Origin of the sequence: Caproiciproducens galactitolivorans (genome assembly GCF_029266045.1) — a bacterium.
Taxonomy (GTDB): domain Bacteria; phylum Bacillota; class Clostridia; order Oscillospirales; family Acutalibacteraceae; genus Caproiciproducens; species Caproiciproducens galactitolivorans.
Map to the genome: position 1 here is coordinate 78,045 of NZ_JAJUFJ010000011.1, position 22,883 is coordinate 100,927.

The following is a 22,883-nucleotide window of genomic DNA, read 5'->3' on the forward strand; positions in this document are numbered from 1 at the left end:
TTTTCAGAAAAAAGTGCTGTTCCAAAGAACAGCGCTTTTTCTTAATTTATTCGGTTTGGAATTTACACAATTCGAGCGGGTTTGCGCCGCTTTGCGTGTTGTTATTTCAGTACCGAAACCTGATAGCCCACAGAATATTCTTTCCCGGCTGGGAGTACAATCCGGTAGGGCTTATCCTCAAAATTGCCGCTTTCATCTGTAAGCGCCGGAAGCCCGTTCCACGGCTCAAGGCAGACGAACGGCGCCTGCTTTTTTGGCGGCGTCCACAGCACTAGGACTTGGAAACCGTTAAAGTCAAGCTCAACGCCGGTCCCGTCGCTTTTCTTTACAAGTCGGACCTTGCGACTCTTGAGATCCTTTGCAATGAGCGCGTCAACGTCAAAATCGCTGTAGAGAAGGGGGAAGGTGTACGATTCAATGCGCTTGCTGAATTTATAATCCTCGCTGAACAGGCTGTTTTCGTCCGTATAATAAAGGTCGGTATTCTCCGCTTTCTCAAATTTCAGCTCGTAGTCCTCGATCGAGCCGTCCACGCAAAAGCCGGGGTGCCCGCCGATGCAGAACTGCATATCGCCGTTTCCTGTGTTTTTTACCGTATAAGTGGTCTTGTAGCCGGCTTCGGAAATTTCATGCGCGATGGTAAGCGCGAAGTCATACGGGTACTGCGCCCTTGTTACCTCGTTGGAAACCAGTGTGAAAACGGCCCTTGTGTCGGTGCACTCGGTCAGTTCAAACTGACTTTTGCGCGCAAATCCATGCTTTGCTGTTGCGGAGCAGACGGTTGAACCGAACTTCACTTTGTTGTCTTTCAGCGCGCTGACGAATGGAAAAAGAATGGGAGCGTGTCCGGTCCAATACTTTGGGTCGCCCGTCCAGACGTATTCCCTCCCGTTGTTTTTGTACGAGATTAATTCGCCTCCAAGCGTGTCAACGATTCCTTGCGCACATCCAAGTTGTAATGTTTTTTGCATTTTGAACGTTCCTCCGTTTTTATGATTTCAGATGGTAACAGTTACCTTTTCTATTATAGCGGGCGGTGGAAATGAAAATTGTTCGAAATTAACATTAAAAATATTTCTTTCTAAATAGAAAGTATCGCGTTCTTTTGTAGAAGCCCCAAAACCGCAAACGGAATTTCCCACTTCATCCTTTTTCGGGAATTGGCTCCGGCTGTTTTCAAGTAAATTTCATTTTCTAATGCACGCTTGCTGTTTTCGTGGTAAAATATATCCATATGCAAGTTTTGAAAATGCAGGTTATGCAATATCGATAATTTTTTCGGTCACATAGAAGCCGGACTAAGGTGTGTGGGTTTCGTGACTGGAATAAAATAAATGGAGGTAAGGCATATGTTTGAAAAAATGATCGAACTGCTGAAATCGAAACAGAGGAGCTTGGTTTTTACGGAAGGAACGGACGCGCGTATCCTCGAAGCGGCTCATCGTCTGCATAAGGAAAAAATCCTTCAGCCCATCCTTTTGGGCAACCCGGACGAAGTGCGGGCCGCAGGGGAAAAATGCGGTTTCCCTGTCGATGACGGAATCGAGATTATTGATCCGCTGAATTACAGCGATATGGAAGCAATGGTTTCGATGATGGCAGAGCTGAGAAAAGGGAAGGACGATGAAGCAGCCTGCCGTGCGGCGCTTCGGAAATCCAACTATTTCGGAACCATGCTTGTAAAAATGGGAAAAGCGGACGCGCTTTTGGGCGGGGCAACCTATTCCACCGCCGACACGGTCCGTCCGGCGCTCCAGATTATCAAGACCAAGCCCGGCAATAAGATCGTATCCAGCTGCTTTATTCTTCACCGCAGGAAAGATGATGCCGAGGAGCTTTACGCCATGGCGGACTGCGCCATCAATTTGGACCCGAACGAAGACCAGCTTGCCGAAATCGCGGTGGAAACGGCCAAAACGGCGAGAGTTTTCTCCATTGATCCCCGCGTCGCGCTGCTTTCTTACAGCACGCTTGGTTCCGGCAAGGGCGAATCCGTAGAAAAGATGCGCCGGGCGATGGACAAGCTCAAGGCGCTGAATCCGGACTTCCCGGTTGACGGCGAGCTTCAGTTTGACGCCGCTTTCTCCCCGGAGGTAGCGAAAACAAAGGCTTCCGGTTCTTTGGTTGCGGGCAAGGCGAACACGTTCATCTTCCCGAATATTGACGCCGGAAACATTGGCTATAAAATTGCCCAGCGCCTCGGCGGGTTTGAGGCTTATGGCCCGATTCTCCAAGGCCTGAACGCGCCGATCAACGACCTTTCAAGAGGCTGCAACGCGGATGAAGTTTACAAAATGTCGATCATCACAGCGGCGCTGATCTAAAATAATAAAGGAGAAAGAAAGAACCGCGCCTGCCGTTCGAAACGGCAGGCGCGGTTCTTTCTTTTGGGAAATATCTTATCTATCGGAGAACTCGCGTCTAGCTTTGTATCAGCTCGAAGCCCATCCCGTCCGTAATATAGTCAAGGTACGGCAGGGACGCTTCGTCGATCTGCCCGACAATGTTGACTTTCGGCTCAGGCTCCAAGTCCCTCCGAGCAATTTCCAGCTCGCCGGAATAGCGCAGATAGCCTTCGTTGCTAACGGAAATACTTCCCCGGATTCGGGGCTTTACAGCCTGCGCGGGGAACAATCTGCCTTGTGAAGCATAGGCTCTGGATTCTTGGGAGCGGATTACGTATTCGCTGGAATCCGGGCGGTCATGGTGGATTCGATTCGTAATGAAACGGTACGCAGGGTCAATATCGGCTTTCAGGCTGACATAGCCCTGTGACAATTTCCCGACGTTTTCCCACGCTTTGTCGCTGATGTCAATGTCTCCGACCATGCAGATATCCGTGTGGCAATCCTTTATCAGTTGAAGCATGCTGAGCAATACGTCGGCGCGGCGGTGTGCTTCCACGGTGGGAAGCCCCATCTTGAGCGGCCCGCGCAGTTCCTTATCCCCGGCAACAAAGGCCATGGTGGTCATTCCAAGCTGGCGGAGGTTATCGTTGATGCTTCGCGTTTTCGCAATGGATAGTCCCGTCAGCGGTTTCGGGTAAAAATTATGGCACGCGCTGAACCGGGTGAAGTCCGCATTCCGCTTCTGCAGTTCACGGATATCCTTCTCAAGGAGGGTGCTTGCGTTGAATACAATCTGAAAGCTTTTCGACAGGTCAATGATCTGCTCATACGTAAAGCCGTAGTCCACGCGCAAATGGGAAATCGAAGTCTGCTTCAACTCCTCAAAGCGCCGGTAGCCCAGTTTTTGCAATGTCCTCGGGCCAATATCCACAATCAGGGAAATGGAACAGCGCTTGCACAAATCCAGCAGCCTTTTTACCTCTTCCGCGTAATTTTCAACGCTTTCTTCGGGAATGTGCAGCGAAGTGAAGGCATAGCTCAGATTTGCCCGCTTTGCTTTTTCGATGATCTCTTTATTCTTTTCATAGCCTGTTCCAAGATAAAGGGAAATTCCAAATTGATTCATCCGTTTTTCTCCTGTTATTTTTCGTTCTCGCCGTAGACCTCGTTAATTCTGTTTTCATCCACACCGAAGAAATAGGTAAGAAGGAAGCCACCGGCGTAGGCTGCGACCATCGAAATGGCGTAAAACAGCTGCTGCCCCGGAACCACAATCAAAAGGCCGAACAGTCCGGACACACCCTGTGAAATGGTGCCGATGTGGAACAGCGAAGTGAGGATTCCGCCCAGACCGGCCCCAAGGCAGGCGGTGACAAACGGTTTGCCGAGCGGCAGGGTAACCGCATACATCATCGGCTCGCCAATGCCGAGGATACCAACCGGCAACGAATCCCTTGTCAGCCTCTTCAGCTTCTTGTTTTTGGTTTTCAAAAACAGGGCAAAGCCCGCGCCAACCTGGCCGCCTCCCGCCATCATCAGGATGGGAAGAAGGTAGTTTACGCCCTGGGTTGGTCCATCGGGGTTGTTGAGCATGACGTGAATCGGGGTTAACGCCTGATGCAGGCCGACCGCCACGAGCGGCAGGAAGCCTGCGGAAAGGATATAGCCGCCCACAACGCCTAAGGAAGTATAGAAGAAGTTCAACAGCCAGTAGATTCCGCTGGTAAAGAGCGCGCCGAGCGGCTGAAGCACAATCAGCGCAATCAGGCTGCCGAAGATAACCGTAAGCAGAGGGGTGAAGAACGTATCGAGGATGTTGGGCATCCATTTGCGGATCCATCTTTCCAGATAGGCAAAGAAAATTCCGGCAAACAGCGCGGCCAGCAAGCCGCCCGCGCCCGGGTTGAATACTTTTCCCGTTAACGGAAGAAGAACGTCCGCATCGTGAAACTTCGTCAGCAGGGGCATGGATGTGTTGGCAATGGACATTGCGCCTGCAAGAGCGCCTAAAACCGGCGAACCTTTGAATTCCTTGGCAGCGTTCATTCCTACCAGAAGGGGCAGGTAGAGGAACAGCGCCCAGCCCATGGTGCGGATACATTCATACCACCACAGGCCGCTCAGCGCGCCGCCGGAGGAAACATTGATGACATTGCATATGCCGTTGATTAGGCCCGCCGCAATAATGCCGGGCAGAAGGGGGATGAATATGTTTGCAATCCGCTTAAGGAACTGCTGAACGGGTCCGTTATGTTTTTCTTTATTGATCGCCTTGTTTTGCTGCGCAAGGTTTTGCGCGCTTTCTTCGGCCTCTTCGGAGCCAAGGGCAAGGCCGGTAAGCTGGGAAAACGCCGCGCCTACCTTGTTTACGGTTCCCGGCCCGAACACGATTTGAATTGTGTCTGATTCAACCACGCCCAGAACGCCGTCAATCTTTTTTATGGCCGAAATATCCACTTTGGCTGGGTCGATAATTCCCACGCGAAGCCGCGTCATGCAGGTGGCGTTGGCGCGGACATTTGCCTTCCCTCCAATGGCCGACAGGACATCTTGTGCTGTCTTTCGATAATCCATAGTACACATACCTCTCTTTCATAAAATCAGGGCGCCGCAAAAGAACCGTTTCCTGCTTCTTCCCGCAAGGGGAGAATCCAGGTTTTCTTCTCCAATATGCCCTTCCGTTGCTTCGACTACATTTATTATACATTTTCGAATTTATAAGTCAATAATATTTTTAAATAATGTATATATTTAATGAAATTTTATTTTACATTTTATTTAGAATCCAAATGGATTTTTTTGATTTAGAAATAATTTTATTCTTTGTTGCCTATTTAATTTCATGTTTATTAAAATTTTATGGATATTTTGTAATAAGCAACATTCGTAGAATATAGTGAATATATAAAATATAAGAAATTATATTTACTATTTTTTCAACTATCGTTGAATTTATATTTTAATATTGCTATAATAAAAACGGCCTTTTCATTGAATGATTTTAATACTGTCAAAAAGGAATAAGGGGAAATGTGGAATGTCACTGAATTTAAATGAATTGGATACGGAAAGCGTGAATCCGAAAAGCAAAAATATCGATACGATGGATACGATGGGTATTCTGAATATCATTAACGAGGAAGATAAAACCGTAGCGTACGCCGTGGAAAAAACGTTACCGGATATCGCTTTGCTGATTGACGCCGTTTACCCCCGCATGCTTAAGGGCGGGCGGGTGATCTATATCGGGGCCGGTACCTCCGGCCGGCTTGGCGTGCTGGACGCCAGCGAATGCCCGCCAACTTACGGCGTGGACGCTTCCCTAATACAGGGCATGATTGCGGGCGGCTTTGGCGCGCTGCTGAAAGCAAAGGAGGGCGCGGAGGACGACCCTGCCTTAGCCCGGCTTGACCTTGAGAAAATTTTGCTCACAGCGGATGATACGGTAATCGGCCTTGCCGCGAGCGGGCGCACCCCCTATGTCATAGGCGGACTGGATTATGCGAATGAAGTCGGCGCTTACACCGGCGCGATCAGCTGTGTGAACCATGCGGAAATCTCCAGGCACGCAAAGGCAAAAATTGAAGCGGTCGTCGGGCCGGAGGTCATCACCGGTTCTACCCGGATGAAAGCGGGGACGGCGCAAAAGATGATTTTAAATATGATTTCCACTTCCCTTATGATCAAGTACGGGAAAGTGTACGGAAATTTAATGGTGGACGTGCAGCCCACCAATGAAAAGCTTGTGGAGCGCGCGAAGCGCATCATCGCATCCAGCAGCGGATGCAGCTACGAAGATGCCGCAGGCTTTCTGGAGAAAAGCGGCTCCAATGTAAAAATTGCAATTTGTATGGCGCTAACTGGCCTTTCCCGCGAAAATTGTGATATAATTTTAAAAAGAAACCAGAACAATATTTCCAGAGCGATCCGCTCGCTGAAAGAGAGCTCCTCTGAAACCGTTCAAGCAAATGCAAAGTAGCGGAAAGGATTTTGCGCCATGAGCTGTGTTTACAAGATTCGTGAAGGAATGGCAAGCTATACCGATACGGAAAAAAAGCTTGCGGATTACATCTTGCAGCATGCAAGCCAGGTCACCTTAAATTCGGCACAGATACTGGGGGAGAAGGTCGGCGTTTCGGCTGCTGCGGTGATCCGTTTTGCCCATAAGCTCGGCTACAGCGGGTTTACGGCGATGAAGGTTGACCTTGCGCGGGATACTACGGATGACATCATGAATTTTGACGACATGATCAATGAGCACGATACGATGGCGATGGTGGTGAAAAAAGCGGAAAACTTGAATACAATGCTGCAGAATCAGGCTTATCGGCTTTTGAATATTGAGAGTCTGGAAAGGGCGGTCAACGTTTTATTGAACAGCCGGACAATCTATCTGTTCGGCGTCAGCGGCTCCGGGAATGTCTGTACGGACTTTATGGAAAAGTTGAGCAGAATCAACCGCCATGTTGTTTACCATAAGGATTTTCACGACCAGTTTGCGTCCGCAGCCCATATGACGCCCCAGGACGCCGCCCTTGCGGTAAGCTACAGCGGGAAAACGCACGAAGTAAATACAGCGATGCAGTTTGCAAAGGAATCCGGCGCGGCTACAATCGCGATTACACAATTCAAAAAGACCCCGCTGACTAAGCTGGCGGACGTCTTGCTGTATATTCCAACAACGGAGCGGGAATTGCGCCTTGGGGCGATTGCCTCCAGGAACGCTTCGCTGATTGTGACGGATCTTCTCTATCTCGGCATTGCGAAAAATGATATTGAGAAAACAAAGGAATCTTTGGTAAAAACAAAAGAGGTTGTAAAACGTTTGAAATAAAGAAATGCGCCACCGCGGATAGGCCTGCGGCGGCGCATTTTTCTGTCGCCATTGCTTCACTATGCGAAGGAATGGCGATTTGTACGGAATAAAATCCACCAGCTCTGCTGGTGGGTAAAAATCTTTAGCTATGGACAAAAATAAAACTCCCCGATATATTAAAGTTCAGGTCTGTCAACCTAACAAAAATATCGAGGAGGTCTTCAAGATGAAAGCGAGCAAAAATACATTTTTTGTATATCAGAGGATAAAAGGGAGCCAAACACTTACAAAGCTTCCGTAAAATTAAAATATTGTCTAACTTTTGGGGGCATTTTATTTACAGCCGAAAGTATAATCTATTGTCCAAAGCATTAAGGCCTAAGCAATGCTACTTAGTATGACTGCCGTTGAATTCACAATGTTAGGCAAACACAGTTCCATTGCATGGCTCAATCCGGCCTGAAGCGACAACTCAAACGGTTCAATCCCTATGATTAAAATAGTGAAAGCCCCTGTTGTCTTCAACAATGGAATGAGATGCTGATTATGCATGGATAGACCATTTTGTAAGCATGCCGAACATTCTTTCAGGTTAAATAGATGAATACTTCCCGGTTTGTATCCGGCGTATAAAGCGTCTACGATGACAATGCTCGACGCATGAATTTTTGATAAGCAATAATAAATATCGGACTCGGCAATTATGAATTCAAGGTGATCATCTTTATTCCGTTCCATTAGCCTTCGCACCACTTCGCATCCGACACCGTCGTCACAGTAAAGGCTGTTTCCTATTCCGACAACTGAAACATTATTCATGAAACCACCTGATAGACTTTTGTTTCATTACCCGGACATAAAACATGGGTTGCGCAGGAAACGCATGGGTCGAAGGAACGCAAAATACGCCCTATTTCGACCGGATTATAGGTATCGTGGATTGGAGTACCGATTAGAGATAATTCGGACGGTCCTTGTGTTTGCCCGTCACGCGTGGAAAAGTTCCAAACAGACGGCGTAATAATCTGATAAAAAGCAATTTTTCCTTCGTTTATTTTCATCCAATGGCCAAGAGCACCCCGAGTGGTATCGATCAGCCCCATTCCCTTCGCCCGCAGTGGCAGTTCATAACGGTTTTGCGTCTCTACGCCAGGTACAACCTGATCCAGTAAAACTGTCAGGATTTCTATGATTTTATGCGTTTCATAGACACGCGCAACAATCCTGTCCATAGCGGAAACATGATTTTCGTAACACCCGCATAAAATCTGACGCGCAAGTGGCCCTACTTCAAAAGGTTTTCCAAGGTATCGCGGCGCCTTGATCCAGGAATACGCTTTTTGTTTCTGCATATCCGGTTCCGAGACTGTTTCAAAAGGTTCATAACTGTCTTTTCCCGAATACCATGCGTAGTCGATGGATTCGGTTATGTTGCGTGCGTCAAACGGCTGTTTTACCCCATCCGTCATGATGCAAGGTTGAAGATAGAGCGTTCCAAGTGAATCATAACCTTGAAAGCAACCATAGCTTAGAAGATTCCCACATCCTCCGCCTAAATGGAAATAGTCCTGATAAGCGTTTGCGATTACCCCCATATCACTGACCATTTTGTTGTCAACAAAATCACGGATCACAGACAGCAGAGATTTCATATGGATTACGTCGTCCGTAGTCGGTCTGACGGTAACCCCGCCAATAAAAATGCCATGGTTATGAGGAGCTTTTCCACCAAGTACGGCCAGCATTTCATGGGTCTGCATACCGACTTTTAATGAGTCAAAATAGTGGTTTGAGATTGCTTCCGTCTGCTCCGGCGATAGACGGAAGTCATTGCCGACAGTATCAAATAGTGGAAATTTTTCCGGAAGCCGGACATAATCTGGAACAGTATATTGATAAAAATGCCGGATATGGTTCTGCAGAAATTCACAACCGTGGACAATATCCCGCAGGATCTTCCCCTGTTCGGAAGGGATAATACTAAGTGCATCTTCCAGAGCGAGAGAAGATGCCATGGAATGAGCTGCGGAACAGATTCCGCAAATGCGCTGAGTAAAATATACGGAGTCAAACGGGCTGCGGTTTAGAAGAATCTTCTCAAACCCACGAAATAGGAACCCACTATTCCGCGCATCCTCGATAACGCCGTTATTAATGGTCGCTTCTATCTGCAAAAATCCACTAATTCGCGTAAGGGGGTTAATTAAAATATGTTCCATATGTTTCCTCATTTTGTTGTGTCATAAGAAATGAATGGTTCCATTTTATCGGGAAATCCAAACTGTGCACAGCCAATACACGGTGTGCTGGCTCCAACAGGCCAATTCGTACGCCCGTTCCATTTACGGACCGGGCAGTCGATTCGGGTAACAGGCCCCCGGCAGCCCAGTTTGAACATACATCCTCCATCGCCGAGTTTCTGTGCAAAAACGCCGCGGTCAAACAGAGAACGGCGCTCGCAGCGGTCGTGAATGGTATGTGCGTAAAACATGACCGGCCGGTTCATTCGATCAAGTTCCGGTTCTCCATACAGCAGCAAATATGCAAGGGTTCCCACAAACCAGTCAGGGTGGCAGGGACATCCGGGCAGTTGAATCACTTTTCGCGTAAGTACGTCTTGTATTCCAACGCAATGCGCCGGGTTTGGAAAAGCTGAAGATATTCCCCCATGGGATGCACAGGCTCCCACCGCAATGACCGACTTAGCCCGCTCTCCAAGCATTTTCAAAGCAGCAAGGGCTGTCAGCGGCTTTCCATCCATTTGGCCGATAATATTATAATAACCATCATTTGCGGTCGCGACAGCACCCTCTACTGCCAGAATATATGGCGTCGCCACAACGCTTTTCAGTTTCTGCATGGCAGCGTTTCCCTCAGCGGCCATCAGGCTGTTGTTGTAGATAAAACGAATCATGTGGGTGATTAGGAAGGTAAAATTCGGCTGACTGCCATCCAGCAGGGAAATAATATTGCCAGAGCATCCGGTAAGTTCCAGCCAGACAAGATTGATATCCGGTTTACATGATACGGAAAACCGGTCCCGCACTTCCCTCATCAAACACTCTGTTAAATTTTCATAACCATTCATTCCACCATCGTCCCCACAATAGGCAAATTTTGTAAGATTGGATGTCCAGCATGGCATGACGCAAATTGTGTGGATAGATCATTCCCTGCTGTAAGGCCAAAATGGGTTGCAGCTCCCCATGCAGCATTGTTCGTCACGTCATAGACAGTACCGTTCACAGCGACATAGGCAGGCATGCCGTTTTTTCCGTTATACCTTGAGAGTTCTTCCTTAGTAAAAATTCTGTTGTTCTGAAAAGGCAGCGTCCTGACGGCATTGCTTTGCATTTTCAGCTCTGCACCCAAGTTGTTAATCAAATAGAGATCATAAATCTTACATCTTATATGGTCCAAAATATTGCTTTTGGTTATTTCGTCTGCCGTAACCTGCAAGAGGTTTACACTTGTACTGAAATCTTGGATTATTTTATTCATTTCATCACGGCGGTTCATTGCGATTCTCCTTTAAGGTTTATTCGGATTTGCTTTATTATATTCCACCGTAATTTCCTCTGTGTTTTCCCAGAGCTCTGAACTTTATGGATATCCAGTCAAATAATTTCGGCTGGCAGTTCTAGATAAAACTGCCAGCCGGAAAATCTTCACTATTTTTAAGAGTTTTAGTCAGTTTCTGTATTTTAATGAAATCGTCTGGAACCTCATTTTAACGGCTTATCTTACCTTTTGCAGTATCTTAACGATATCCTCAGTATTAAGAACCTTACCGTAAGAAACAATCTTTCCATCTATCACAAGGGCAGGCGTTGACATGACGCCATAGGCTGCGATTTGTGAGAAATCGGTCACATGGTCAATCGTCGTATCCATGCCGAGTTGTTCCAGCGCTGCTTTAGCAGCGGCTTCAAGCTGATTGCATTTTGCGCAGCCGCTTCCAAGCACTTTTACACTTGCGCCTTCGACTTTAGCGCTCTCAGCCTTGGCCATGCTTTTCGCATCGCAGTTTCCTCCGCAGCAGGAAGTCGTTTCTTTCTTTTTCTTTCCGAATAGTGACATATTCATTACGCTCCTTTATCAGTTGTTGTTATTGGTTAGCAGCAATTGCTCCCGCAGGAGTATGCTGATTTACTGGCTTTCCCCTCATAAAAAGTTTTCAGATTGTCCGGCAGTTTATAGTCGCCGCAGTAACAATCACTTGTTGTTCCGAATATGGTTTTCAGAATTGCCTCGGCAAGCATCTCATTGGGAGGCACTTCATAACTTTCCCCATTGTATTCAAATACCCGACAGTCAACATCAGCTCCGTTGATTTCGCTGCAGCATCCGCAACGGTTCTCTTTTACGAACCCGCAAATATCCTGACCGTTTACACGGATCGTCGGAGAGGAAAGAAATCTAAACCTCTCGGCGATCTTGTTATACTCGATATCAAAACCGGCAAGCTGCAGCGCGGGGTAAGCGTCGCCATTACTTCATCAAGCACAGTATCCGTTCCGATGCAGCGGTTACAGGTCTGCAAAATCAAGATCTTGTAACGCAGGTGCCGCACTCCGCGCATATCAGATAGTCAATAATAGGATACCATGTCTTTGCCATAACACTTTTCTCCTATATGATAAATCCTTGAATCGCGTTGAAAAAATAGCCTACAAGGATAATGCCTATGGTACAGATGCCGATGAACAGTGCCAGCAGCTTCGGTTTGACCGCCTTGCGGAGCATGATCATGGACGGAAGGGACAGCGTTGTGACAGCCATCATAAATGAAAGGATAGTACCAAGCTGTGCCCCCTTATATAATAGTGCCTCAGCAATCGGAATAGTACCGAAGATATCGGCATACATCGGGACCCCGATTAGGGTTGCCAGAACGACGCCAAAGGGATTTTTGCTTCCCAGCACGAGCGATACCCATTCTGCCGGAATCCAGTTGTGAATGACCGCGCCGATGCCTACACCGACCAGAATATAGGGAAACACCTTTTTGAAGGTGGAGAGCATTTGCTCTTTTGCATAAATCAGTCGGTCTTTTTTTGTCAGGTCTGGCGATTCGATGTCCACACTACCCGCTGACAGGATAAAGCTCTCAACATACCGCTCCATATGCAGTTTTTCAATAATCGTGCCTCCGACGACTGCGACGATCAGCCCAACAATAACATAAATAATTGCTACTCTTGCACCGAAAATGCTCATCAACAGAAGCAACGATCCGAGATCCACCATTGGGGAAGAAATCAGGAACGAAAACGTCACACCAACAGGAAGCCCTGCGGATGTAAACCCAATGAATAGTGGTATAGAGGAACAGGAACAGAACGGCGTCACCGTGCCAAGGAGCGCCGAAATGCAGTTTGCCCAGACACCGTGGAAACGACCGAGAATCCGTTTGCTGCGCTCCGGTGGGAAGTAACTTTGGATATAACTGATGAGAAAAATCAGCGAACACAGAAGTATCGTGATCTTAATCACATCGTATAAGAAAAACTCAATGCTTCCACCCAACCGCGCCGATGTATCAAGTCCAATAGCGGTCAGGCCACTTCGGATTAGGCCATCCAGCCATTTCATAGCAAGGATCTGGTATTGGAAAAAGTCCCAAATTAATTTTAGTATCTGCATGAGAGATAAACCTCACTTTCAATAACATCAAAAAAATTTGATGTATTCTGTTCTTAAAAAAGCCATCGTCAGGATGGCTTTTTAGATTTGCAACAAATTTTTTCTTCTGTAACCGCGTTGGGCGTTGTCAGTTTTTTTAATAGATTACCGGTATAGGCGCTTCCCTTTTCACTAATTTTGTAATGCGTCCATTTGCCTTCCTGCCGACTCTCCACAATACCCGATTCAACCAGAATCTTCATGTGATAGGAAAGCCCCGATTGCCCCAAGTCCAACTGTTCCGACAAAACGCAGGCGCATTTTTCCCCGTCGCGCAGAAGTTCAAGTATCCTAAGGCGTTTTTCGTCGCAAAATGCCTTGAACACTTTTGCCTGTTCTTCATATACGGTTGACAAGCTATCACCTCATATCAAAATTATTTGATATGTTATTAATATATACGTCAAATCAAGTTTTGTCAATATGAAATCAGGAAGTATTGACTGGAAATAATAACCCAATAGTAAGATTAAATCAGAGACTCCCTTAATAAACTCTCGTTTTCTTCAAATATCTTCGTTTTTTAGAGCATTTGATTTTATTGGGCTACTATTTTTCCAAACCAGCAGGCGAATAAAGCGAAAAAAAGGTTTAATCCTGCATTCATTCCACCCATCAGGTATTCGCCGTCGGAAAAGAATGAGACGGTTTCATAGCTGAAAGTGGAGAAAGTGGTAAGGCCGCCCATAATCCCTGTAGTTAAAAATATTCTGGCATTTGCAGAAATAGGCCAGATACTGGTGCTTGCTTCCATGATGAAGCCCATGGTGAAGCCGCCAAGGACATTTACAATAAGAGTTCCTATGGGAAAATCGCCAAAATATTTTGCTGTAGCGGTCGAAATGATGCAGCGGAGCGCGGTGCCAAGGAAGCCTCCCAAGCCAACTATTAAGATTCTACTGAGTTTCATAAGAAATATACCACCCTCAAGGCAAAAATATAAGCTTCTACCTTTTCTCAAAGTAGAAGCCGTTAGCATTGACTGCATTATGGTGAGCTTCATCACCAAATCGCTATATTATTATTATACAACTTTCATTGCTTTATAAATTTAATAAAAGATACGAAAACGAACCAAAAGGTAGAAAATTATTAATTTTTCGGTTTGATTTTGTGCATTTATTACAATTTGAGCAAAAGATCATCCACGCTTATTCGGGATTTTCACCATTTTTTGGATGCCCAGTATAACTACCGGAAGGATTACTGTTAAATGACAAATTGAAATATAAGGATTGTATTACTGATCAACACTAGATAAAATTGACAAACAATGAATTGCTATTTTTAATATTGAAGATTGCTTTCCCAAGTGCTATACTATGCAAGGGATGAAGCTCCCCTTTGGAAATGTCCAAATTGTTGCTGAGAACAGCTGATGGCTTCTACTAAATTGGTGAAGTCATCAGCTTTTTTACGCATGCATTTCCAAAGGGGAATTTTTTAGTTTGATAGCGGGTGGGTAAAATGGAAGATTTTATTAGACCGTTCAAGGAAAGCGACTGGAATAAAGTCCAAAAAATATATCATCAGGGAATTGATACGAATTTAGCGACATTTCAAACAATGTGTCCAACTTATGAAATATGGAACAAAACATATCTACAGAAATGCCGTTACATATATGAGCAAAACGGGAGAATTCTCGGTTGGATTGCGTTGTCGCCTGTTTCAAATGAAACTGCATATTCTGGTGTAGCTGAAGTTAGTGTCTACGTGGAAAACAAGTCAAAGCATCAAGGAATTGGAACATTGCTATTAGATAAAGTCATAAAAGAATCAGAAAAAGAAGGATTTTGGACGTTACAAGCGACAATAATGCATAATAATTATTCTTGCATTTTGTTGTTTCAAAAGTGTGGATTTCGGGAAGTCGGTTTTCGTAATAAAATAGCTCGTGATCGGTTTGGAACTTGGAGAAAGACAGTACTTATGGAAAAAAGAAGCAAATCAGATATGTTAAGCAACTGTTGCGATTCGAAACCAGTCTAACTACGTTTTCTCTGTTCACGTTTAAGATTATTTATAAAAGCAAGGAATACAGCAATAGAGAGTACTTCTATTATAACGGCATACAGAATTACATAAAGAACTGACCGCTCATATATAAAACCCATGGCTGAATTTCCAATTAACATTGCCATTCCATATATTGTGTTAAAATAACCAAAGGCTTTTCCTCTATCGGCAACAGGGGTAATATCAGATATTGCTGCTTTCATAACAGTTTCATGAATGCTCATTACACATCCCCACAATAAAATGCTGATGACAGCAAAAGCAGTTGAAGTAGAGAAGCCTAAAACTGATACAGCAATACTTAAAAGCGAAATAGATACGAGAACTTTTATTCCCATACGATCATAAAGCTTTCCGATAAAAACAGCAAGCAATCCATCAATTGCCATAGCAACTGCATATAATGTTGGAATTGCCGCTTGGTTTAATATTCTTTGAAATAAAAAGTGATAGGAAAGTATAGGAAAGCCGGCAAAGCCAAGAACACTAAAAAAAATGAACAGAGAATATAACCAATAATCAGCCGATACCTTCCTTTTTGAAGCTTGCGGTTTTTGATTTGCTGCCCCTCCGGACACGGTGATTGTTTCAAATTGCGACGGATTCGGATACTTATGCTTTGTATATAATACGACGGCAATCGTTAAAATTGCAGGAGCCCACATAATTTGAACCCCCTGCTTATACCCGCCAAAAGATGAAAGACATACCGTAAAAATAAGAGGCCCAATAATTGCGCCGATCTGGTCAAGAGCCTCACTAATACCAAAACCAAATCCAGATCCTATATGCTTTGTTGCATGTGAAATCATAGTATCTTTGCCGGGGCTGCGTACCGCTTTGCCAATTCGTTCAAGAATAATAAATAGTGCTGCAATTTCCCAATGCTCAGCCAAAGCCAGTAATGGAACTGAAATAAGCATAGCATAGCCTATAGTCGTCACAATCCAGCTATTACCGGTTTTATCAATAAAATATCCCGAAACAGCCCGGATTGCATATCCCAGGAATTCTCCAAAACCCGTTATAAGTCCAACTGCCACGGCATTGGCACCCAATACACCTAAATAGCTGCCATAGATACTACGCGCTCCTTCATAAGTAATATCCCCCAAGGCGCTGATTAATCCAAATAATAGAATAAATTCAAGTGCGAGATTTTTCTTTTTAGTTGTTTTATCCATATATTATTGTCTCCCAAATGCTGTTTCTTTTTTGCGCAGCAATTTCTTAGCATTGCCTAATCGGCAGCACATCTTTCTAATTTTGAAAAGCTTAAAAGAATTAAAGATATTATTGCACAAGCAGCTCCGAAATAAAAAGTTGCTGCCGGTGCAACTTTGTCCCATAGGAATCCGGCAATTAAATTTGCAGGTAAGGACATTAGTCCGAGAGAAGCATTAAAAAATCCGTATGCTGTGCCACGCTGATTATCAGGCACAATATGTGCAACTAACGCTTTTGCTATACCCTCTGTCGTCGCATAATAGAACCCGTAAAAGATATAAATGATCCAGATTTGCCATGCTTGATTTGCAAGAGCAAACCCGACATAGGCGATTGCGTAAATCAGCCACCCGGCTTGCATGACTTTAACCCGCCCGATTTTATCGGACAACGCACCTGCCGGTGTGGATAGGAGCGCATAGAATAGGTTAAACAGTGCATATACAACAGGAATTGCGATGACGCTGACACCTACATTTTGAGCACGTAAAATTAAATAGGAATCACTTGAATTTCCTAAAGTGAATATTAGCATTATAATCAGAAAATATAGGAATTTGCCTTTTAAGAGTGTCCAATTAAACTTACTCCCTTGGGGTGAATCCGGTTGAGACTTTTCTCTCACGAAAAAAACAATCAGCAAAAGGGTAATGGCTGAAATCAATCCGCCAATATAGAAAATAATTCTGTATCGCATAATATTTTTCGCAAGAAGCCATAAGAGACCGGCGGTAGCAAGTGGGCCAACAACAGAGCCAAATGTATCAAGTGTGCGCTGATAGCCAAAGGAAAATCCCATTTCCCCTTCTTTTGCGGATTGAGCAACAAGCGCGTCTCTTGGCGCATCCTTTATGCCCTTTCCTATACCGTCGGCAAAGCGGAGAACAAAAGCCTGCCATGCTGTAGAAGCAAAGCCGAACAAAAATCGACTGACTGCAGATAATAAATATCCAATAAATACGATTGCTTTACGCTTTTTTAGTTTATCCGACAAAAATCCAGACAAAATTTTGAAGATGCTTACGATTGTTGTAAGGCTACCTTCTACTAACCCTATCATCTCCTTGCTCATGCCAAGGACTGAGGAATAGAATACAGGCAGGATGGGCTGTATCATATCTTGCCCGAATCCTCCGAAGAAAGCTACCCATCCGAGAGTACGAACATTGTTTCTGTTTCGCTTCATGATGATACACTCCTTTTTTCTCCAACAAAAAAACTTCTATTATTTATAATAATAGAAGTCATTAACCCCAGAAATGGGGTATAAGGCGAACTTCATCGCCGTTATTCTAATTGCTTTAAGTTTAGTCATAAGACTGTGTTTTGTCAACTATAATTCAATGCTGCAAATACAATTGATAAAAGTTAGTATAATTCTTGCAGATGCTGATGCAAAGTGCTATACTACCCTTAAAGGGATGAAGCTCCCCTTCGGAATATCCGAATTGCTGATTACAGCTGATGGCTTCTACAAGATTGTAGAGGTTGTCAGCCTTTTTCATCGTCTAAGGGGGGGACTTATCAGATGGGAGGCACTGTCATGAGAAATATCCTTATCCCGATTGACGGAACGGAACGCAGCATGAAAGCGGTTGACTTGGTAAAGTCACTATACATGCCAAAAGACGTGAATATTGTACTGCTCATGGTTCGGGAAGATATTGCGTCAATGTTTTCTGCGAAAGAATTTGATAAGATAAAAAAGGAAATGAAATCGACTTTGGATGCTGTTTCCGATCAAATGCCGGGTTTTCAGGTGAAAAAAGAAGTAGTGATTGGCCGCGCCGGGGAAGGGATTTTGGATTGTGCAAACCAAAATAACATAGATATCATTGTAATGACAAAATCCACCAAAGACGGTTGGTCTCAAATGATTGGATCTGTAGCGTCTTATGTGGTAAAATACGCTAGTTGCATCGTCATGATTGTACCGGAAAACGGTTCCTATGAACGATTGAACCGTAAATTAGTAAGATGCAAGCATATGGATGATATTGTCACCTTGGCAGGGCAAGCCAGTCTGAAAACGAGCACTTGTTATCTGCCGGTTCAAGCGGGAATATGCAGTTATTTTATTACGGTCTTAGAGGGGAAAATGAGGCTGAATCATCTAGCTTTTAACCCGGATGGAAATATGTGGAACCTTCCGCCTCAGAACAAACAGCCGGATCATTACGATTTAAAGAAAGGGGAAGAAAAAGAGATTCAGGTTGAAATACTGGTTTGTTACGACCATCTGGATCAAATAAAAGTAGTAAACCCAAGCATGACGGAACCACTAAAATTCCATTATATTGCCCGCTTTGAGAACACGGAAAACTAAATAAAAGGGAATGAAGTTCTCCCTTGGCAACAAGCCGAAACGAATGGCTGATGACTTCTACAACAAATTGCGGTAGATGGCATCAGCTGTTTTTTACGGTGCTTACCGCTCAAGAGGGAATTTTTATGACCGATGAACCAACTGAGAAATATTCGGGGCCTGTTCCATTAATTGATGGATTTACGACAATTTATAAGCAAAGCATTGAGGAATTGGATAAGTCAGGGTAATTCAATTTATGAAATGGTGTTATATGAAAGTTGATAATGATATGATGCGGCGCATCCCACTTTATTTTAAGTATTTGCAAAATATCCCCCAAAATATACAAGCCTTGAAGCTAAACGCTATCGCAAAGGATCTTTCTATCCCTTCAAAAACTGTCAAGGGAGATATACAGATTCTGTTAGGTATAGAACGTTTCAGAGAAATTAATCGGGAAGAACTTTTTCAAGCGGTTTATCAGCATATGCTCTGCAAATCAGCAAGTGCGGTGGTATTGGTCGGTGTTGGAAAAATCGGGAAAGCACTTTTGGGTTATGCTGGGTTTTCCGTCTACGGTCTCGACATTCTCGCCGGTTTTGATATTAACGAACAATTGATTCGAAAAGGCGTATCGGGAAAGCCGGTTTATCCTGTTAATGAGTTGGAAGCAATATGCCATCGGTTGAATGCGAAGATTGCCATTATTGCGACACCAGGTATCAGCGCGCAAACGACCTGTGATGCACTAGTCAGAGCAGGTATCGTTGCTATATGGAACTTTTCTTCCGTCCAGCTCAAAGCTCCGAGCCATATGATGATATTCAACGAACGCATGACGGACACGCTTAGATCACTTGCTGCATATGCAAATACAATAACCCAATGTGACATGTCAACAGACGCACAAATTGGAAAGGATTGATGCTTTACGTTCTTCAGCATTTTATTCCCAAATGATGATAAGATTCCTCATCAGGAAGCGGAATCAGAACCGGGCTATTTCAAAGACCTAAATTTGGATCAAATAATCCACCCAATTTTAACCGGCTACAAAACATACCAGCTGGATCGCTGGTTTTTGACACCCCTCGCTAATGCGGATATTATCCAATATCGGCAGGATGTTATGCGTGACCTTGAAAATGATGGGCTACGGGAGCTCATTTCCACTTTTTCTAAAACCATTTTTGAGCTCAATGCCTTTCAAGATCAATTGAGGAAAATTCTGGTTTCCAATGACGCTTATCAAAACAACTATTTGGCCAGAGGACGAATGTTGGATTTTGCAAGTCGATATTGTTCCGTCATCATTGAGGCAGTAAATGGTCTAAATAAAAAGACGATACTTTCGAAAGGCTTACAGAGATTTGTGGACTATCTGCATAACTATCAAGAAAGCGAGAAGTTCCTTACCTTGAAAACAAGCGTGGATGATCTGAAAAAGGAACTTTCCACGGTGCACTATTGTATGTTGATAAAAAACGGCGCCATACGAGTCCGAAAATACGAGAATCAGCCAGACATCAGCGTTGACGTCCGCGAATTATTTGCCCGTTTTCAGCAGGGAAATGTGCAAGAGTACCGCCACAAGCTGACGGAAGAACCTCGGGCAGAGCATGTGGAAGCTGCTGTTCTCAAACTGGTCGCAACCTGCTACCCAAATGTTTTTTCTGATCTGAACGATTTCTGTATGCGGAACTTGGAATTCATTGATCCGGTTATCGCGCAGTTTTCACGTGAAGTTCACTTCTATCTTTCATGGCTGGGATTTATAGCACCTCTCAAAGAAAGGGGGCTGCCTTTCTGCTATCCCAGGCTTACGTCCGGTGCTGACAGGCTCTACGACCTAAACTTCTTCGATCTTGCACTGGCAAAGTCGCTTGGCTCTGAAAACAAGCCGGTTACAAACGATTTTACGCTGGAGCCTCCGGAACGGATTTTAGTCGTCACAGGGCCAAATCAGGGAGGAAAAACTACCTATGCGCGCGCATTTGGGCAAATCCATTATCTTGCAAGTCTCGGCTTGTGCGTTCCGGGAAAAGAGGCATCGCTTTTATTATTTGACCAGATTTACACTCATTTCGAACGCGAAGAAGATTTATCATCACTCAACGGAAAACTACAGGATGATTTGGAACGACTGTATGACATTCTAAGCCATGCCACTTCGAAAAGCCTTATTGTCATCAACGAAATATTTTCTTCAACCACCCTATCGGACGCTATTTTGCTGGGCAACCATATGATGGATGCCATTGTGAAAATCGGCTGTCCGGCTATTTGTGTAACATTTATTGATGAACTTGCCACTTACGGAAAAGAAACAGTCAGTATGATGAGTACGGTAGATGAAAACGATCCTACAATAAGGACCTTTCAAATTGTACGTAAGCCTCCTGACGGACTGGCTTATGCACTTCACATCGCCTCGAAATACCATCTTACTTATGCTCAGCTCAGCGCACGGCTAAAGCAAAAAATGTGAATAGTACCAAGTACGGAAGGAATAGGTAAAAATGGAAGTCAGATTATTAGCTGATGATTTTGATTTTAATATGCAGGAAAAACCCTCTTGTGATTGGAAAACATTGTCTGATGATCTCGAATTAAAACGGATTATATCCGCAATGGGCAACGGGGACGACTTGGTTGAGAATGTATGCGATCAAGTCCTGTCTCATTCTTTGAAAAACATAGAGCAAATTCGTTACCGACAGGATATTCTCAAAGACTGTATTAGTAATTCAGATACCATAAGGAAATTATATAAAATTACTTGTGAAACAAAGGAACAGAAGAGCAGATTATGGTCGTGGTTATCGCCTAATCAGTCTTTGTCAATCAATTATTCAAGCTCCATTACCCTTCTAAAGCTTTATTCCGAAGCATTGTTGAACATCCGTAATGCAGCAGTACGTAATTCGCAGAATTTTCATGCAAAAGGTTGGAAACGATTCATTCAGATGTTGCAAGATGAACTGAGTGATGACTATTTTACACAGGTTAGAGCGTTGCTGAATGAACTAAAAGATGAAGATAACAAAGGAATATTGATTAGTGCTAATCTTGGTAACTATTGTCAAGGTGTGAATTATGTTTTAAGGCGCAAAGAAGGAAAGCATTTTTGGTGGCATTGGAGTTTCTCTCCTGAATTTAACCTAGCGCCAAGGGATGATGCCGGTGCTTCTGATTTTGGAAAAAGACGTGATCGGGCAATTAACGAAAGTACCAATGTTCTTTCACAATCAGCGGAACACATTGGAAACTTTTTTCTGACCCTTCAACAGGAGCTTGCCTTTTATATAGGCTGCTTGAATTTGCACGACAAAATGAAGGAATTAAAGATGCCTCTATGTATTCCTGAATTACTTTCTCTCCGATCTGAAAATAGAAAATTTGATAATTTATACGACATTAGCCTTGCTTTGACCAAAAATACATCGGTTATCGGTAATCGGGTTTGTGCAGAAAATAAGCGCCTTACTATCATTACGGGCGCAAATCAAGGGGGAAAGTCGACATTTCTCCGAAGTATTGGCCAGGCTCAGTTGATGATGCAATGTGGGATGTTTGTCGGAGCTGAATCCTTTCAGGCTCCAATAAGGAATAAAATTTTTACCCATTTCAAAAAAGAAGAGGATAGTTCTATGAAAAGCGGAAAGCTTGATGAAGAACTGTCTCGTATGAATCAAATTTCCGATCAACTCAGTCCCTATTCTTTTGTGCTCTTTAATGAATCTTTTGCGGCTACAAACGAACGGGAAGGTTCTGAAATCTGCCGACAGATTACAAAGGCGCTGATTGATAATAAAATTGAAGTATTTTCTGTTACACACCTTTATACTTACGCAATCAGCTTTCTTCAGGATGGACGTCAGGATGTTCTGTATTTAACAGCACAAAGGTCAGAAGATGGAACGCGGACGTTTCAGATCGCTCCCGGGCAGCCAGTTCAAACTGCTTATGGCGAAGATCTGTATCGCAAAATATTTCTTCAAAAAAACTGGGTTTTGCCCAAAACACAAGGAACAGAGTAGTATCCACTTTATATCGTTCCTTATCAAATAAAAGAATGCAGGTTTGGAGAAGCTATTTTCACACCCTGAATCAACTGCGTCATAGTCCTCCAGACTTTGCTGGTCTGGAGGATTTTTTACTATGCGGTTTAAATTCAATTAAAGTACCGGGGAATCGGAGTGTAGAAATGCACTTCAATTCCCCGGATTTTCTTTTTCCGGATTTAAAGATATGCCTTGTATAAGGCAAAAAAAATACGTACTTTAATAAGCTTTCAAAAAACTGCAATTTTTTGAAGAAGTTAAAGGAACCGACTACCTGCTAGAGTCTGTTAACACTATTGCATTAAAGTATAAAATATAGTATAATAATTATATGGAAATAACAAAAGAACAATTTGATCGAATTGCCTCATATCTTCCGCGGCAACGTGGAAATGTGAGTATGAGCAATCTTCAAT

General features: G+C 44.0%; 22 protein-coding genes and 5 riboswitches. Of the genes, 8 read left to right on the plus strand and 14 right to left on the minus strand.

Annotated elements, in window-relative coordinates; translation table 11 throughout:
• Positions 1 to 101: 101 nt before the first annotated feature.
• Complete coding sequence (locus P9B68_RS09025) at positions 102 to 971, minus strand: aldose 1-epimerase family protein (protein ID WP_135658963.1); 870 nt, start codon at positions 969 to 971, stop codon at positions 102 to 104.
• Positions 972 to 1,349: 378 nt separating this feature from the next.
• On the opposite strand from P9B68_RS09025, the gene pta reads away from it, so the two are divergent.
• Positions 1,350 to 2,324, plus strand: coding sequence for a phosphate acetyltransferase (gene pta, locus P9B68_RS09030; protein ID WP_135658965.1), 975 nt, complete (start codon positions 1,350 to 1,352; stop codon positions 2,322 to 2,324).
• A 97-nt stretch (positions 2,325 to 2,421) separates the two neighbouring features.
• Here the strand turns inward: pta and P9B68_RS09035 are convergent, their stop codons facing one another.
• On the minus strand, positions 2,422 to 3,474 hold the full coding sequence (locus tag P9B68_RS09035) for a MupG family TIM beta-alpha barrel fold protein (protein WP_277668886.1): 1,053 nt from the start codon (positions 3,472 to 3,474) through the stop codon (positions 2,422 to 2,424).
• 14 nt (positions 3,475 to 3,488) lie between these two features.
• A complete protein-coding gene (locus P9B68_RS09040; protein WP_277668887.1) occupies positions 3,489 to 4,922 on the minus strand; it encodes a PTS transporter subunit EIIC in 1,434 nt (477 codons plus the stop codon).
• A gap of 463 nt (positions 4,923 to 5,385) precedes the next feature.
• Between P9B68_RS09040 and murQ the strand changes: the two genes are divergently transcribed.
• Positions 5,386 to 6,327 carry an N-acetylmuramic acid 6-phosphate etherase gene (murQ, locus tag P9B68_RS09045; protein ID WP_277668888.1) on the plus strand — a complete coding sequence of 314 codons (942 nt, stop codon included), beginning with the start codon at positions 5,386 to 5,388 and terminating at the stop codon, positions 6,325 to 6,327.
• Positions 6,328 to 6,345: 18 nt separating this feature from the next.
• The gene (locus tag P9B68_RS09050) at positions 6,346 to 7,182 is read left to right on the plus strand and encodes a MurR/RpiR family transcriptional regulator (RefSeq protein ID WP_135658974.1); all 837 of its coding nucleotides are present in this window, start codon (positions 6,346 to 6,348) and stop codon (positions 7,180 to 7,182) included.
• A gap of 360 nt (positions 7,183 to 7,542) precedes the next feature.
• Here the strand turns inward: P9B68_RS09050 and P9B68_RS09055 are convergent, their stop codons facing one another.
• The 9 genes from P9B68_RS09055 to crcB all read right to left on the minus strand — a co-directional run bounded on the left by P9B68_RS09055 (position 7,543) and on the right by crcB (position 13,759).
• Positions 7,543 to 7,983 (minus strand): hydrogenase maturation protease, encoded by a 441-nt coding sequence (locus P9B68_RS09055; protein ID WP_277668889.1) that lies wholly within the window; start codon positions 7,981 to 7,983, stop codon positions 7,543 to 7,545.
• The gene (locus tag P9B68_RS09060) at positions 7,980 to 9,383 is read right to left on the minus strand and encodes a nickel-dependent hydrogenase large subunit (RefSeq protein ID WP_277668890.1); all 1,404 of its coding nucleotides are present in this window, start codon (positions 9,381 to 9,383) and stop codon (positions 7,980 to 7,982) included. The genes P9B68_RS09055 and P9B68_RS09060 overlap by 4 nt, the downstream gene beginning before the upstream one ends.
• Positions 9,384 to 9,391: 8 nt before the next feature.
• Complete coding sequence (locus tag P9B68_RS09065; RefSeq protein WP_135658980.1) at positions 9,392 to 10,252, minus strand: hydrogenase small subunit; 861 nt, start codon at positions 10,250 to 10,252, stop codon at positions 9,392 to 9,394.
• Positions 10,249 to 10,683 (minus strand): cytochrome b5 domain-containing protein, encoded by a 435-nt coding sequence (locus tag P9B68_RS09070; RefSeq protein WP_135658982.1) that lies wholly within the window; start codon positions 10,681 to 10,683, stop codon positions 10,249 to 10,251. Before P9B68_RS09070 ends, P9B68_RS09065 begins: the two co-directional genes overlap by 4 nt.
• 219 nt (positions 10,684 to 10,902) lie before the next feature.
• Positions 10,903 to 11,244, minus strand: coding sequence for a thioredoxin family protein (locus P9B68_RS09075; RefSeq protein ID WP_135658985.1), 342 nt, complete (start codon positions 11,242 to 11,244; stop codon positions 10,903 to 10,905).
• A 35-nt stretch (positions 11,245 to 11,279) separates the two neighbouring features.
• Positions 11,280 to 11,636: a DUF2703 domain-containing protein gene (locus P9B68_RS09080; protein WP_330686115.1), complete on the minus strand. Its 357-nt coding sequence runs from the start codon at positions 11,634 to 11,636 to the stop codon at positions 11,280 to 11,282.
• A 160-nt stretch (positions 11,637 to 11,796) separates the two neighbouring features.
• Positions 11,797 to 12,810, minus strand: coding sequence for a permease (locus P9B68_RS09085; RefSeq protein ID WP_135658987.1), 1,014 nt, complete (start codon positions 12,808 to 12,810; stop codon positions 11,797 to 11,799).
• 68 nt (positions 12,811 to 12,878) lie between these two features.
• Positions 12,879 to 13,205: an ArsR/SmtB family transcription factor gene (locus P9B68_RS09090; RefSeq protein WP_135658990.1), complete on the minus strand. Its 327-nt coding sequence runs from the start codon at positions 13,203 to 13,205 to the stop codon at positions 12,879 to 12,881.
• A 182-nt stretch (positions 13,206 to 13,387) separates the two neighbouring features.
• On the minus strand, positions 13,388 to 13,759 hold the full coding sequence (gene crcB / locus P9B68_RS09095; protein WP_135658993.1) for a fluoride efflux transporter CrcB: 372 nt from the start codon (positions 13,757 to 13,759) through the stop codon (positions 13,388 to 13,390).
• Between the two features lie 46 nt (positions 13,760 to 13,805).
• Positions 13,806 to 13,865, minus strand: a riboswitch (Fluoride riboswitch).
• A gap of 302 nt (positions 13,866 to 14,167) precedes the next feature.
• A riboswitch (Fluoride riboswitch) is annotated at positions 14,168 to 14,244 on the plus strand.
• Between the two features lie 72 nt (positions 14,245 to 14,316).
• Here crcB and P9B68_RS09100 point away from each other — a divergent pair.
• Positions 14,317 to 14,841 carry a GNAT family N-acetyltransferase gene (locus P9B68_RS09100; RefSeq protein ID WP_135658996.1) on the plus strand — a complete coding sequence of 175 codons (525 nt, stop codon included), beginning with the start codon at positions 14,317 to 14,319 and terminating at the stop codon, positions 14,839 to 14,841.
• Here the strand turns inward: P9B68_RS09100 and P9B68_RS09105 are convergent.
• Complete coding sequence (locus P9B68_RS09105) at positions 14,838 to 16,052, minus strand: MFS transporter (protein ID WP_277668891.1); 1,215 nt, start codon at positions 16,050 to 16,052, stop codon at positions 14,838 to 14,840. The two genes, P9B68_RS09100 and P9B68_RS09105, sit on opposite strands and share 4 nt — an antisense overlap.
• Before the next feature lie 56 nt (positions 16,053 to 16,108).
• Positions 16,109 to 17,281 (minus strand): MFS transporter, encoded by a 1,173-nt coding sequence (locus P9B68_RS09110; RefSeq protein WP_277668892.1) that lies wholly within the window; start codon positions 17,279 to 17,281, stop codon positions 16,109 to 16,111.
• Positions 17,282 to 17,326: 45 nt separating this feature from the next.
• Positions 17,327 to 17,390: riboswitch (Fluoride riboswitch) on the minus strand.
• A 113-nt stretch (positions 17,391 to 17,503) separates the two neighbouring features.
• Positions 17,504 to 17,576: riboswitch (Fluoride riboswitch) on the plus strand.
• Positions 17,577 to 17,638: 62 nt separating this feature from the next.
• Here P9B68_RS09110 and P9B68_RS09115 point away from each other — a divergent pair.
• From P9B68_RS09115 to P9B68_RS09130, 4 genes are all read left to right on the plus strand, one after another.
• Positions 17,639 to 18,421 (plus strand): universal stress protein, encoded by a 783-nt coding sequence (locus P9B68_RS09115; protein ID WP_167875173.1) that lies wholly within the window; start codon positions 17,639 to 17,641, stop codon positions 18,419 to 18,421.
• Positions 18,419 to 18,488, plus strand: a riboswitch (Fluoride riboswitch). Its footprint overlaps the gene before it by 3 nt.
• Positions 18,489 to 18,674: 186 nt before the next feature.
• Entirely contained in the window at positions 18,675 to 19,328 is a 654-nt protein-coding gene (locus P9B68_RS09120; protein ID WP_277668893.1) for a redox-sensing transcriptional repressor Rex, read from the plus strand.
• A gap of 93 nt (positions 19,329 to 19,421) precedes the next feature.
• On the plus strand, positions 19,422 to 20,891 hold the full coding sequence (locus P9B68_RS09125) for a MutS-related protein (RefSeq protein WP_277668894.1): 1,470 nt from the start codon (positions 19,422 to 19,424) through the stop codon (positions 20,889 to 20,891).
• A 31-nt stretch (positions 20,892 to 20,922) separates the two neighbouring features.
• A complete protein-coding gene (locus P9B68_RS09130; protein WP_135659019.1) occupies positions 20,923 to 22,443 on the plus strand; it encodes a MutS-related protein in 1,521 nt (506 codons plus the stop codon).
• Positions 22,444 to 22,883 lie beyond the last annotated feature (440 nt).